This is a genomic window from Coraliomargarita algicola, assembly GCF_033878955.1.
GTDB classification, from domain to species: Bacteria; Verrucomicrobiota; Verrucomicrobiia; order Opitutales; family Coraliomargaritaceae; genus Thalassobacterium; species Thalassobacterium algicola.
Window position 1 is genome coordinate 2,787,894 of sequence record NZ_CP138858.1, and the last position, 13,876, is coordinate 2,801,769.

Genomic DNA, 13,876 nt, shown 5'->3' on the forward strand with positions numbered 1-13,876 from the left:
AATTAACGTGAATAGGATGGCAGAACCTCAGAAGTTTGCTAAGATATTAACGCATAATTTTTCGTTTAAATGTAGCGGACTCGCGACGTGTCCGGGCGTAGCTTTAGCGAAGACTGAAGCGATTTCGAGTTGCGGCAGCGCGACAACCGCCGGTCGAAACGGCTTTGCCGATCCGCACCTGCAGAGGTTATATCGTATTTTTCTGAAATACGGGAAATCCGAAGCGTAGTCGTCCCAGCTCAAGGCACCGGTGAAACTGAGATACTCACAATAGTGTGAGACCACCTCTAAGAATACATGATCTATAAGCTTGGCCTTTGCGTAGCCTCGAAACTTTGTTTCAGGGAGCGATCGGCATCGCCCCGGTTCCGAGAACCGAGGTTACAAAAGATATATCTATTAGGACCAAACTTTTTTCGAGTTGGTATGAGATACATTTGCTCACGCTCCTCGGGCGCAAGAGGCTCAAAGTCGGAAGCTTTATTTTTTTCATTTCCCTTCACGTTCTTCTACTTAGGCCTCTTAATCAAACTTCGCATATCTCCTCGTGTTCGACTTCCTTATTGGAGTAGATCCGAATATCATCCTCTTCCATCGAATTTGTCGGAAGCTTACGCGCGGAATCTTCGACGATCTTGAGCATATTAAACAGCGTTTCACTAAAAAAGTCTTCGACTCCAGTTGAGATCTGTTCGTCTTTTTGCGCCAAGGACGCAAGCTGATCCAGGTGATGCTTAATCTGCAAAGCATGATGTTTGATCGATTCGACCGCGTGGCGTTTGGGTTCACCGATGCTGAACATAATCCCCGTATCCAATGCTTTAGAGTAAGCGCGCAAATCCGCCACACGAAGTTGATCGTCGCTGCCATTTTCGATTTTCGAAATGCGACTCTGCGTGCAATCCAACTTACGCGCCAGATCGGCTTGCGAAAGCTTGGCTTGGCTACGTGCAACGATGAGTTTCTTCACCAGCTTACGAGAATGGATCCGTTGATTCACAGATTGTGTCAGTGCATCGTTCTTGCCTAAAGATTTGACGAGCAAGTCCTGAACATTGCTAAAGCTATCTTTGCCTGCTGTAGTCTCTGATTTAGTTTTAGTGGCCATGGGAGTTTCCTTTCTTCAATTTACCAATAAAATCGGCACATTCTTTAAGGTCTGATTTTTGACTATTCTTATCGCCGAGCGTGATAAGATGGAGCGTATCTGTGCTCTCATCGGGAAATACATATAGTCGCGTCTGCGCTAAATTGGCACCACCGCCTTTTTGATCGATTGCTTTAAGACCCTGAGGTTCATGGTGAATGCAGCCCAATTGAATAAGCGGCGCGGGAAGACCTGAATTAAGGTGCTCATGGTAGGTGTCGAGATTATCAAATGTGGCTTGTAATTCATCTGGATGCTTCTTCGCCCAACGCTTGAGTTTGCGATCAAAAAGTAAAGTCTGCTTTAAGTTCCACATGCCATATTATTCCATAATGCAATTAAAATCAACTAAAGTCAGATAAATTGACATAAATTTATTCCAAAAAGTGGTAATACACTAAACACACTGGTACAAGTTGTCGCTCCCTGCACGTGAATGCCGCTAGTCCGAAGGCTCGTCGCTTTGCACCTTCAGGGCTTCCTCGCGGCTTTGTTTATTCTGCTTTTTAAGCTTAAAATGCAAAGCTGTGCCCACTGCGAAGACAAGGATGACGCCGAAGGCTAAAAGGACTAAGAAATTAAAGATCGTCTGCAGCATGCTCAGATTTCCTCCAGATAGGCCGCATAGCGCTGAACTCGGAAACTCGCCACAGCGACCTGCTTGTTCTGTTCGCTCGCGCTGGGCTGACAACAGACCAAAGACAGTGACATCCCGAGCAGATTGATTGGAATCCCATGCACGATCATATCCAGAGGCGCAGCTCCCTCAGCACGAGCGATACGACATTTTTGCACATCTGCATACCCGTTCAGGCTATTCATAATCACTCTTAGCCCGCCACAGAAACTGCAATGCTCGGAAGTGCCGCAACCACCCGGCCCCCGGCTAGCATGCACACAGCCAAATACCTCTCCAGGCCGACAGCCATAGACCTCTGCAGGGTCCTGGACGCCCAAGCACTTGAGCGCGACTTCATTGACATAAATAATCTGCCGATTTTGATTCAACAGCAGGATTTCATCCGGCAACTCACCCAAAATTTGCATCAAACGCTCATTCGCATGAATGGCTGCGATTTGAACATGCAGCTCCTCCCAGCTGGCGCGTTCAGCGGGGATTTCTCCAGAATATTCAATAGCTGCCATGACAATCAATAGATTAGTCGAAATTTCCTGCAAGGTCTAGAAAAATATATGCTGCATCTGCCGTTCTGATACGACTTTCCCATTGTCATTGAAGCGAGCTCCTGAAAGGCTGCACAGTTCTATGTATCGAAGAATACTGATTCTACTTTGCGGCTGGGCACTCTTACTGAGTACTCCACTGAGTGCCGCAACCAGCGAGCAATTGATCGCCCAACTGGAGCCGACAGGCAGCATCACGGATCGCGCGAACTTACTGTCTAGCAATACGGAACAACGCCTGCGTGGCATCCTGGATGGACTGCGGGCCAAGACGGGCGCCTCGCTCGTGGTGGTGACGCTGCCCTCGATGCAGGGCGGCCAGATCGATGACTTTACCAACCGCTTATTTGAAAAATGGGGCGTCGGCGAGGCGGGTAAAGACAATGGCGTGATGCTACTGATCGCAGTAAAAGAGCGCAAGATGCGGATCGAAGTCGGCTACGGGCTGGAGGGCGTGATTCCCGACGGACGCGCAGGCCAGATCCGTGATCAATATGTGCTGGCCTACTTTAAGCAAAATCAAATGGAAAAAGGCGTGGAAGCCGGGGCACTCGCCCTAGCCAACATAGTGGCCAAGCACTACGGGGTCGAACTCGCCCAGCAAGCAACGCGTCCGCAAAGCTCTAAGCGCGATCGCGATCGCAACAATCCACTGGTCTTTATATTTTTCAGTCTATTCGTGGTCTTCGTCATCTATAGTGCGATTCGCAATCAAGGTGGCGGAGGCGGTGGGGGCTACGGCGGTCGACGCTACGGTCGCCGGCGTTACTACGGAGGCGGCGGCTATTACGGCGGCAGTTCCTCGCGCGGGGGCTTCGGCGGCGGAGGCGGCTTCAGCAGTGGCGGCTTTGGTGGCGGCATGAGCGGAGGCGGCGGCGCATCCGGCGGCTGGTAAACATTTTTAAATAAGGAGACATCATCATGAAACCGGAAACATTTACTGAATCAATCAAAGCAGCGCTGGCGAGTCAGCTACAGGCAGTGGTCCTCTACGGCTCTTCCGCGGCGGGCGACTACATCCCAGGGCGCTCCGACTACAATTTGCTGCTACTCGCAGACACATGGAGCGTGGCCAATCTGGACGCAATACGTGCCCCCAGTGCCAAATGGCAGCAGGCCGGCAACCCCGCCCCACTCTGCTTCACTCCAGAGCGCTTTCGCGCCTCGGCCGATGTGTTTCCGATGGAAATGCTGGACATTGTGGAATCGCACCGCGTGCTCCATGGCGACGATCCGCTGCGCGGCATAGAGGTCAATCCCGCCCACCTACGCCAGCAGGTCGAATTCGAACTTCGCTCCAAACTGCTCAAGCTAAGGCAGGCATACTTGCAACTTCGCAAACCACAGCAAGAGCTACCACACCTATTAATCGACTCACTCAGCTCCTTCCAAACGGTATGCCGCGGTGCGCTGCGCCTCTTTAGCGACTCAGTGCCCACGGATAAGTTGGCTGCCACGCGCGCACTGGGCACAGCTTTGAACAGCCCCATCGATGCCTTCGAAAGTATTCACACGCTCAAGGCACAAAGCGTGCAAGGCTTAGCAACAAAACAAGATCACCGCGCACTATTGGCTCGCTACTTGGAACAAATCGAAACTCTTCTCGACCGAGTGAATGCTGGCGAATAAACTGCCTCCCGCAAAAAACTCTCTAGTCCTATGATGAAACAACAAAGAAACGGCTGCCTATTCGGCTCTCTCATTGCACTCGGCGTAGTGCTACTGATGGTATTGATCGGGTATTTTTACATCAAAGGCATCTATAACCGCATCGTCACACAGGACGAAGCCGTCGACGCCAATTGGGCGCAAGTGGAGAATGTGCTGCAGCGCCGCTTTGACCTGATCCCGAACTTGGTCAATACCGTCAAGGGCTATGCCAAGCAGGAGCGCGAGGTGCTGACCGAAGTCACGGCCCTGCGCAGCCAATGGGCCCAAGCGGGCAGCGTCTCCGAAAAAGCTCAAGCGGCGACTGGCCTGGAAGCTGCCTTAGGCAAGCTGATGGTGATTTCCGAGCGCTACCCCGACCTCAAATCGAACCAAAATTTCCTACGCCTACAGGACGAACTCGCTGGCACCGAAAACCGCGTCTCCGTCGAGCGCCGCCGCTACAACGAAAGTGTGCAGGCCTACAACACCACCATCCGCACCTTCCCTGCCGTGCTGATCGCCAATAATATGGGCTTCGAAAAGAAGGAGGCCTACTTCGAAGCTGTCAGTGAAGCCACGAGCGCGCCGGTGGTGGATTTTGAATGAGGCAAAGGCAGGAATTCAATCATATGTCCCTTTCACGGTCCCAGGCGTTCCGCAGCTGGATCTACCTATGCTGGCTACTGCTCACGCTCCTGCCGCTCGCCGCCAAAGCCTCCAGTTTAGGCACGCATCAGCGCACGCCCTTAGCAGATAATTGGCATTATCGTTGGGGCGATTCCCCCATCATCGACGGAGTGCCCCAATGGACCCAAGAGCATGATAAGCTGGCATGGATGCCGATCCAATTTCCGAGCGATCCCCCCTTCCGAGACGGCCGTCATAATGTGTGGTATCGATACGACTTGCCCGAGACCCCGTTACCTGGTTATTCACTTTTCATCACAAGCGTCGACCTGATCGTAGAAGTCTATCTGGAAGACCGGCTGATCTACAACTATGGTAGCTTTGCCGCAGACGGCAGCGGCAGCTTCGAGGGCTGGCCATGGCACCTGATCGACCTCCCCCCCGACAGCTCTGGCAAGTCACTGTATTTCAGAGTATATTCCGACTATTCTGACATCGGGCTCTGGGGAGAAATTGCACTCGGCAGTGAATATGCACACCTACAGCACATGATCCGGCAGGACTTGTTTCCTGTTGCGGTAGGACTGGTCTTAATAGTCAGCGGCATCATTATGCTATGCTCCACACTGGCCTGTTGGCGTTTGCCAGTGCTCATCATGGGCGCCTTCCTGATCAACTTAGGCTGTATCCCCATCATAGAATCACAAATTAAGCAGCTACTATTGTTTCAGCCAATATTTTGGCAATACTTCGCAGCTGGCAGTTACTTCCTACTTCCGGTCAGCATGGCTGGCTTTGTGCACGCACTGTATGGCAAGGGTATCTGGCGCAGCCATCAGCTCGTCTGGGGAGTGCATTTACTCTTTGTGATCGCAGCGCTCGCACTGGCCGGCATGGGCGTGAGCAACCTATCGAGTTTCTATCTCTACTTCGATTTATTAGCCCTGTTCACACTGCTGGCACTAGCAATCGCTTTGGCAGTTGCAGCAATCCAGGGCAGCTGCGACCAGCGCATACTTGCCGTCGGCTTTGGCCTCTTCTACGTGATCATGGTCTATAATGGGCTCACTGCCCATGGGATTCTGCCCTTCGCTCCCCGCACCGAGTATATGGGTCCGCTATTGATCGGCATTTGTTTCCTGATCATCTTAATACGTCGCTACACTCAACTAAGCTTAGGATTCAAAAACCGCAGCCAAGAGCTGGAAGCAATCAACGCCAGCTTGGAACAACGCGTGCATGAACGCACAACCGCCCTGCAGAATTTAAACCGTTCCAAGGATCAATTCTTTACCATCATCGCACACGATTTAAAATCGCCGCTGGGCGCGCTGCTACACCTGATGCAAGACTACGAGCGCAAGCGTATCAGCATACCGCTCAACGAACTCAGCGAGCTGCGCAGAAATTGCCAAAAGACCTATGACCTACTCACCCGCTTGCTCACTTGGGCCCGTGCACAACAGGGACAAATCGTCCCCCAAAAGGAAACAGTGGCCGCCAAGACACTGATCGAAACCACCCTGGACGAAATGCGGCCGATCGCCACGGCCAAACATATAGAGCTCCTATGCATATGCCCCTGGGAGCCCTTACTGGATACGGATATTGAAATGCTGTCGACCATCATCCGTAACCTCGTCGGCAATGCTATTAAATTTACACCTGTGGGAGGCGTTGTCCGTGTCGAAATCAAACAAGGCCTCAACGAAACACGATTCAGCGTGCTGGACAATGGCATCGGTTTACCAGAAGAGAACTTAGATCAACTCTTCCAACCCAAAGAATACTCAAGCATCCGAACGGATACAGACGGTAAAAAAGGTAGCGGGCTCGGCTTATTACTGTGCAAAGAATTCATCGAAGCCCAAGGCGGTCGTCTAGCGGCAGAAAGCCCCGAAGCAGGCGGCTCACTCTTCTGGTTTACACTCCCCAATCACTAGTCGCGGATGCACTAGCAGCCACAGGGAACTTGCCCCTGAATATTGAGTCTGAAGATATTTCCCGCTCGCCCACGCTTCGCGATTCTTTTGAACTAAGCACCATGCCCATTCGCCAACAACTAGTTAGCAGCTTCACCGAGAAATACCGTCAACCTAGCTTCTGGTTGCACGTCTTGCTCTTTGGACTACTCACGGCTGCACTATGGCCGCTGACCACTTGGTTCGCGCAGACGGCTAACGATCAAAGTCGTATTTTCAATGCGTTGATCGTGCTGGTCGCCGCTTCGGTGCTATTGGTGCGCTTCGGAGGCGTGACAGTCACTCAGCCTTTAGAGCTCAACGCCTCGGCACGCCGTGCGCTCTATGCGGCCTACGGCCTATTAATGGCCACTTATTTAGTGCCCATGGTCGCAGACGCCGCATGGGCTCGTCTATTGATTATCCCGGCCTATTGCTGTGCACTGGCCGCGATGGTGCGCTTTGTTTTTGGCGAAGGCACGCAACGACTCACACGAACCGTGGCAGGCACGCTGTGTGCCTTTTTATTGCTGAGCATCTTAATGGAACCGCTGGACTGGCCCTTACGCTCGATGGCTGGTCAGTGGAGCGGCTATGTGCTCGGGCTATTCGGCCAGAGCACCGATCTCGGGCTGGTCGGGCAAGAGGCGGGTCCACCGATGCTGATCTTAATGGTCAATGACTATCCCTTCCACGTGGCCTCAGAGTGTAACGGCTTCGGCGTCATACTCACCAGTCTGTTACTATCACTGTTGCTGGCGATTTACCGGCGCCTCAACGTCTTCGACCTCTGCCTCAACATGCTGGCAGGTGTGATCATTGGCTTTATTTTCAACACCCTCCGCATCGTAATCATTGTCATGCTCGCGCCCTCACAGATGGAACACTACCATCTAATGCATGAAATCGTGGGCGGGCTCACCTACTGGGCTTGCCTGATTTTAGTATGGGTCTCGCTCAATGGTCCGACTAGGCCGGAGGCAATCAAGTAACAAGCACCCAACTGCCTCCGACTACGGACGAACGGACTGGCGAACCCAAGCTCAGCTCGTGCCTGACTCTGGAGACGTATCCTTAACGACCAAATCTGCCTGCTGGAGCAACTCTTCTTGAGCCGACGAAATGGCTTCATCCAGACGGTGATCTGCATGCACATCGCGCAGTTTACTCTTCACCGCGTCTTCGACATAGGCTTCATGGGAAAGGCCGAGATAGAGCGAATACACGATCATCAAGAGCACAATGGTGAAGGGCAGCCCCGTGATAATCGAGGCGGTTTGCAAAGTCCTGAGCCCGCCCCCGAGTAAGAGCACTGCGGCGACAACGCCCTCCATCACTGCCCAAAAGACACGCTGTGGCACGGGCGAGTCCAGCTTGCCGCCCGAAGTCAGGTGGTCGACCACCAGCGAACCAGAGTCGGACGAGGTCACGAAAAATACTGAGACGAGAATAATGCCCACGAAGGACAAAATGCTGCTCAGAGGCATTCCTTCAAACAAGGCAAACATGGCGGTGGCGACATTGTCATTCACCGCAGCCGAGATATCGGCCATTCCAGTCGTCTGCATCCAGAGTGCGGAGCCACCGAATACAGACATCCACAAAAACGAAAGCAGCGTAGGCACCACCATCACACCAAGGATAAACTCTCGCACGGTGCGCCCCTTCGAAATTCGAGCGATAAACATACCGACAAAGGGCGACCATGAAATCCACCAAGCCCAGTAAAAGACCGTCCAGCCTCCTTGCCAATTGGTCTCGCGAAAGGTTTCCGTCCACAGGCTCAGTTGAGCAAAATTCTCAATGTAAAAGCCCAAATTCTGCGTGAATCCGCTCATGATATAAACCGTCGGCCCAACGATCAAAACGAAGAGCAACAAGAGTCCGGCTAAGCCCATGTTGAGCTCACTCAGGCGCTTCACCCCACCGTCGAGGCCGGACATAACTGAGAGCGTTGCCACCGCAGTGATCAGAACGATCAAGACCACCTGCACCGTAGGCGATATATTCAGCCCAAAGAGGTGATTGAGCCCGGCGTTGATTTGCGAAACTCCCAGCCCCAGCGAAGTCGCCAGTCCCATCAAGGTCGCGAGCACTGACAGCACATCGATCAAATCGCCCCAGCGCCCATAGATACGATTACCGAGGATCGGGTAAAAAATCGAGCGGATGGTGAGCGGCAGCCCGCGATTATACGCAAAGAAGGCTAAGCCTAGGCCAACGATTGAATAAATCGCCCAAGGGTGCAGTCCCCAGTGAAAATAGGTAACGCCCATGGCCGCCTGCGCCGCCTCAGGCGTGTGCCCTTCGACCGTGCCAAACATAGGAGAGGGCGAATCGTAGTGATACATCGGTTCGCCCACGCTCCAAAACATGAGCCCAATCCCCATACCAGCGCTCAGCAGCATCGCATACCAAGCCATGGTAGAAAACTCGGGTAAGGCCTTGGCCCCGCCGATTCGTATCCGCCCAAAGCGACTGAAAGCAAAATAAACTGCTGCCGCTATAAATACATTGGCCGCGAGAATGAAAAACCAGCCAAAGCTGCCGGAAACCCAGGCCAGGGCATCCGTTGAGAACGCAGCGGCCTCTTCTTTAAACATCAGTGTGATCACGATAAAAACCGTCAACACGAAGACTGCAGAAAAGGTCACATGTGGGTGAATGTCGAAGCCATAGCCGCTCCAGTTGTTCTCGCCCGCCTCCTGCTGCTCTGACTCGTCGAAGAGGCCGGGAGTGGGACGGATTTGTAAGCCGCGGAATTTTGCGCGCTCTTTGATCGCCTTTTCGCGGGCGACTTTTTCAGCGTGCTTGAGCTTTTCCGCCAAGGTGGGCGGCTTCGCATCTTTAGTAGGTGTGAATTGTTTCTTTGTCATTGGCTTAGAAGTAGTATCCGAAGTTAATATTGAAGCGGGTTTCCCACTCGTTGGTCGGGTTGGCTCCGAATCGGCTACTTTGAAAGACACCATCGTCATTCGTCGCGCCGCTAGTCGGGTCACCGTAGCCGGCTTCATTACCGATGAAGTCGTTGCCATTAGAGGCGGCCACTTCAGTGTAAATATACCAACCGCCGCGCGCCCAAGCACTACCGACCACGAAGAGGTCGCTATCGTTGAAGCCAGACTCCGTTTTCATGATCGAACTGTATTCGATGTAAGGAACGATGTAATCGAGCCAGTCCACAGCATTCACTTCATAGTAGTAGCTGAGCGAGACGCCCGCAATCCAAGCCTCGGCCGCCGCGAAAGTGGCAAAGTCATAGGCACCAAATTGCACCAGTGTGTCGGTGGGGTTATCGATGCCGTCGTCGGTCGTATCCACGTAGCCATCAATCGCGTATTTGTAATAGGTCAACTGCGTCGCGAGTGTCCAATTCGACCATTTAAAGACGGGGTGAAAAGAAAACGCATAGTGCTCCCCATCATCTTGGCCGCCCTGGCTTTCCAGCAGGCCGAACTGCGCGGATGCACCGAGATCAGCAGTAATGCCGTGCCCAAGATCCGCGGCATAAATCGCACGCAGGTTGACCTGATTGCGCTCTTGATAGCCATCGCCGGTCTCATTCACGACGTCGTAGGAATAGCGGACACTATCGCTGGAGAAATTCTCCCCGAAATAAGAACCTTCGTCCGCATAGTAATACGCAAAGTCGAAGCTCCAATCGCCACGCTGAGCGACATATTTGATCCCCAGGTCCATGTCGTCCGAAAGTCCGACATAGTAGTGCTGATCAAAAAACCAGCTCTGCGAGATCCCATAAGCGCCAGGGCCAAAAGGCACGCGATTGACGCCTACTTGCACTTGATCGCCACTGGCAAAGTCATAGCCTAGCCAGCCAGTATGTAAAAAACTATAGCCGTCCGAGTTACTTCCCGAGTAGCCTGGGTAAAAGCGATACTCGAACTTGGCGCGCCAGGGACCATTCGCGTAGTCGGCATTTAGGCGGAAGGTATCCAGGCTAATAGTCCCCGCATCACCGCGGTTCATATCCTTGGCCAATCCATTGCTGCTATAATCGCCCCCGTAGTAATTGGCGCGAATCGCCCCGCCGATGCTCAGACCACCGATCTGTATTTTAGAGCTGGTGGACGATGCTGTCTCCGTCTCTGCCAGTGAGTTTTCCGCCAAAGTGGCGCGTTCCGTGGCCAAGGCCTCTCGCTCGGTGGCGGCACTCAGTTCGGTGCGGGCGGTGGCGAGGGCTTGCTCTAATTGCGCTACGCGCTCAGCAAGTTCCTCCTTAGTTTGGGCAGACAAAGTCGTGCCTGCCAGGCAGGCCGCAGTGAACCAACACAGCGACCGGTTTCTATTTCGTAATCGAATCAACATATCATTTGCGCTTAAGCAGAGATCTCCAGTTTTGCGGCATTATTGCCATTTGTCCGCGATAACGACGCACCCGATTGGGCGTCTCGCAGAGGTAAAAGACATCTGGATCGATCGCTTGCACCCGCTTAAGCGCAGGCGCGAGACGTTTACGCTCACAGACGACATAAAGTTCACTGACAGGACCGCGGACGCCTTCGCCCTCGAAGCGAGTCACACGATAATCAGCCTCAATCAAAGCATCCAGAATTTCCTGAGCATGGGTCCCCGTAATGATCCGCAAAATCGCATGACCGAGCGCGAGTTTACGCTCCAGCACGATACCGACCACATTGCCTGTCGAGTAGCCCAGTGCGTAAAACAACAACAGCCATGGGCGCTCCAGCACCGTATTCACCACAGTCGCGATCACGATCAACCAGATCGTCACCTCGAAAATCCCTAGAACGAAAGCCATCACGATACGTCCTTGCACCGTCGCAATCATCCGGATCGTCCCAATCGAAACATCGAGCACACGGGAGAAAAAGACGAGCAAAGCCAGCAAGCCGAGAGGCAAATCATTAAATTCAAAAGCCATGAAGGCAGCGCAGCTTTACCCGCCTACGCCACACATACAAGACTAAGTCACCAATAGTAGCCTCCATTATAGCCATTGAAAGCAATCCCCTGATAAAATTGACCCACTCGATATAAATACCCTGCGTAATTATTGTAATCGTGATGACACGAATTTGCGCTTTCAACTCTCAGGAAATCCAACAGGCTGTTTAAGCCTATGGAACTCATCGATAGTCACTGCCACCTAAAGAGCTTTAAAGACAAAGGCGAACTGGAGCCCATGCTAGAGCGCGCGGCCGCAGCTGGCGTGCAGCACTTCATCACCGTCGGCACCTCGCCTGCCGATTGGGTGCCCTACCGCGAGATGCACGCCGCATATGCGGGTAAAATCGACTACACCGTAGGTGTACACCCTTGTTACGTCGATGCTGACTGGGAAGCCGCCGTCAGCCAGATCAGTACCTTTTTCATGCCGCCTCACGCGCCCGTTGCCTTCGGCGAAATCGGCTTGGACTACTTCCACCTGCCCAAAGACCCGGTGCAAGCAGGCGAAACGATTCTACTGCAAGAAGCTGCCTTCCGCCAACAGCTGATGCTGGCCAGTGAACTGGACTGCCCGGTCATCATTCACAGCCGCGAAGCTTTTACCGAAAGTGTGCAGTTAATCGACGAGTCGGGCATCGACTGGCGACGCATCGTTTACCACTGTTTCACCTATGGCGCCGAAGAAATCGCCCAGATCAATCAACGCGGCGGCCGCGCCTCCTTTACCGGCATCACCACTTACAAAAGCGCCAACAAGGTCCGCGAAGCCCTACGCCAACAAGGCATCGAGCGCCTGATGCTCGAAACGGACTGCCCTTACCTCACCCCGGAACCCCACCGGGGCAAGCCCAACGAGCCCGCCTACCTCACACACATCGCGGAGCGCTGCGCCCAAGCGCTCACCATGGAGGCCCCAGAGCTGGCCGCACGCAGTAGCCAAAACACCAGAGACTTTTTTAAATTATGATTACAGGCTTTGCTAAAAGTGCCCTCATCGTAGCTGCCGACCTCGCACTACTGTGTGCACTGCCGCATGTTATAGATTTACGCGTCGAACTGGATGCTCTGCGCGCCGAGCGACAAGCCGCCACAGCAAGTAGCAGCGCCCCAATCCTAAGCCCCATCGAAGCCAGTGGGAATGCCTCCCAACAACCATTGTTGGCGCGCATTACCCTGCCGCTCCTCAGCCAAATCACGCGCCCACTCCTCAGCCAAATCACACGCCCACTCCTCAGCCAAATCACACGCCCACTCCTCAGCCAGATTCACCCTCCGCTCTTAAAGCCCATTACAAACACAGCCCCGAGCCCTGGAAATCCGGTGCTCACGCCCATTGTACAGGCAGCCACCAACGACAGCTTTCTAGCAGAAACACGCCGCCGGGCGGAAATAGATCCGGAAGCTACAATGCTCTGGCTACAAAATCAGCATACAGGCAGTGAGCGCCTGCGAGGCATGCTGGAAGTCGTCGCCCTCTGGGCCACTCAGGACTCTGAAGCCGCACTACTCTGGCTGGAATCCAATGCGCAGGGCCTTGCACGGCTGGAAACTCTCAGCAACGGTGTCGAACTCTGGGCAGAACGCAATCCCACCGCGGCCGCAGAGTGGATCGACGGCATGGCCAACGACGGCAGTAAAACCACCGCCGCAAAGACCTTGGCCGCGAAATGGGTACAAACCGACCCCGATGCAGCCCTCGCTTGGGTTACGGGCCTCGCCAACGGCCCCATCCGCACAGAGGCCACTCTAGCACTCGCCCAGTCCTGGACCCAAACAGACCCCAAGGCAGCCAGCATCTGGGCATTGAGCGAAGCTGAGTTTAATGGCAACTACGAGCTCCTAAGCCAGACGATTCTCCAATTCAGCCAACAAGCCCCGCAAGATGCCGAATTATTCGTGCGTGATTTAGCAGACAATAACTACGCCTCCATCGCAGTCAGCTCCTTCGTGACAGGTCGCGCACAAGCCGACCCGATCCGCACCGCCCAATGGCTGGCCAAGCTAGCTCCCGAAGATCCAATCTACTCCGCAGAATACGCCAACAGCCTGATGCAAGTCTGGGCCGAAAGCGACTCCATCGCAGCTTCTGAATGGCTCAACGAACAACCCGCCGGTGAATTGCGCGATGCCGCTGCCTACGGTTTTAGCGAAAGCATCCAAGCCTTCGAGCCCGAAGCCGCCGCCGCATGGGCCAATACTATCGACGATCCCGACCGCCGCATCCTGCGACTGACCGACAGCATCATTCAATGGTCGCGCAGTCAACCACACCAAGCGCTCGAATGGGTGCAAACTGCCGAACTCGAACCAGCCATACGCACTCACCTAGCCAACCAAATCGGCGTGGACTAAGGCCTCGAGGATTCATTGCTCAACT

14 protein-coding genes are annotated in these 13,876 nt (G+C 53.7%); 7 read left to right on the forward strand and 7 right to left on the reverse strand.

The features are described from left to right. Nucleotides 1–526: 526 nt before the first annotated feature. From SH580_RS11245 to SH580_RS11260, 4 genes are all read right to left on the reverse strand, one after another. Entirely contained in the window at nt 527–1,108 is a 582-nt protein-coding gene (locus tag SH580_RS11245; protein ID WP_319830972.1) for a helix-turn-helix domain-containing protein, read from the reverse strand. Further along, the gene (locus SH580_RS11250; protein WP_319830973.1) at nt 1,098–1,463 is read right to left on the reverse strand and encodes a hypothetical protein; all 366 of its coding nucleotides are present in this window, start codon (nt 1,461–1,463) and stop codon (nt 1,098–1,100) included. Before SH580_RS11250 ends, SH580_RS11245 begins: the two co-directional genes overlap by 11 nt. Nucleotides 1,464–1,589: 126 nt before the next feature. Beyond that, the gene (locus tag SH580_RS11255) at nt 1,590–1,745 is read right to left on the reverse strand and encodes a hypothetical protein (RefSeq protein ID WP_319830974.1); all 156 of its coding nucleotides are present in this window, start codon (nt 1,743–1,745) and stop codon (nt 1,590–1,592) included. A gap of 2 nt (nt 1,746–1,747) precedes the next feature. Further along, on the reverse strand, nt 1,748–2,293 hold the full coding sequence (locus tag SH580_RS11260; protein WP_319830975.1) for a hypothetical protein: 546 nt from the start codon (nt 2,291–2,293) through the stop codon (nt 1,748–1,750). Between the two features lie 121 nt (nt 2,294–2,414). On the opposite strand from SH580_RS11260, the gene SH580_RS11265 reads away from it, so the two are divergent. The 5 genes from SH580_RS11265 (at nt 2,415) to SH580_RS11285 (ending at nt 7,562) form a co-directional block, all read left to right on the forward strand. Then, nucleotides 2,415–3,227, forward strand: a complete 813-nt coding sequence (locus SH580_RS11265; RefSeq protein ID WP_319830976.1) for a TPM domain-containing protein — start codon at nt 2,415–2,417, stop codon at nt 3,225–3,227. A gap of 26 nt (nt 3,228–3,253) precedes the next feature. Next, a complete protein-coding gene (locus tag SH580_RS11270) occupies nt 3,254–3,961 on the forward strand; it encodes a hypothetical protein (protein ID WP_319830977.1) in 708 nt (235 codons plus the stop codon). Between the two features lie 30 nt (nt 3,962–3,991). Next, on the forward strand, nt 3,992–4,588 hold the full coding sequence (locus tag SH580_RS11275; protein ID WP_319830978.1) for a LemA family protein: 597 nt from the start codon (nt 3,992–3,994) through the stop codon (nt 4,586–4,588). Between the two features lie 23 nt (nt 4,589–4,611). Then, nucleotides 4,612–6,552, forward strand: coding sequence for a sensor histidine kinase (locus SH580_RS11280; RefSeq protein ID WP_319830979.1), 1,941 nt, complete (start codon nt 4,612–4,614; stop codon nt 6,550–6,552). 101 nt (nt 6,553–6,653) lie between these two features. Further along, nucleotides 6,654–7,562: an archaeosortase/exosortase family protein gene (locus SH580_RS11285; RefSeq protein ID WP_319830980.1), complete on the forward strand. Its 909-nt coding sequence runs from the start codon at nt 6,654–6,656 to the stop codon at nt 7,560–7,562. Nucleotides 7,563–7,613: 51 nt separating this feature from the next. Here SH580_RS11285 and SH580_RS11290 read toward each other — a convergent pair whose 3' ends face one another. From SH580_RS11290 to SH580_RS11300, 3 genes are read right to left on the reverse strand one after another with little or no spacing between them, the layout of a single operon-like run. Further along, on the reverse strand, nt 7,614–9,446 hold the full coding sequence (locus SH580_RS11290; protein WP_319830981.1) for a BCCT family transporter: 1,833 nt from the start codon (nt 9,444–9,446) through the stop codon (nt 7,614–7,616). A 4-nt stretch (nt 9,447–9,450) separates the two neighbouring features. Then, a complete protein-coding gene (locus tag SH580_RS11295) occupies nt 9,451–10,896 on the reverse strand; it encodes a coiled-coil domain-containing protein (protein WP_319830982.1) in 1,446 nt (481 codons plus the stop codon). Between the two features lies 1 nt (nt 10,897). Continuing rightward, nucleotides 10,898–11,473 carry a DUF2179 domain-containing protein gene (locus SH580_RS11300; RefSeq protein WP_319830983.1) on the reverse strand — a complete coding sequence of 192 codons (576 nt, stop codon included), beginning with the start codon at nt 11,471–11,473 and terminating at the stop codon, nt 10,898–10,900. Nucleotides 11,474–11,671: 198 nt separating this feature from the next. Between SH580_RS11300 and SH580_RS11305 the strand changes: the two genes are divergently transcribed. Next, nucleotides 11,672–12,466, forward strand: a complete 795-nt coding sequence (locus SH580_RS11305) for a TatD family hydrolase (RefSeq protein WP_319830984.1) — start codon at nt 11,672–11,674, stop codon at nt 12,464–12,466. Further along, a complete protein-coding gene (locus SH580_RS11310) occupies nt 12,463–13,851 on the forward strand; it encodes a hypothetical protein (protein WP_319830985.1) in 1,389 nt (462 codons plus the stop codon). The genes SH580_RS11305 and SH580_RS11310 overlap by 4 nt, the downstream gene beginning before the upstream one ends. The last annotated feature ends 25 nt before the right edge of the window (nt 13,852–13,876 follow it).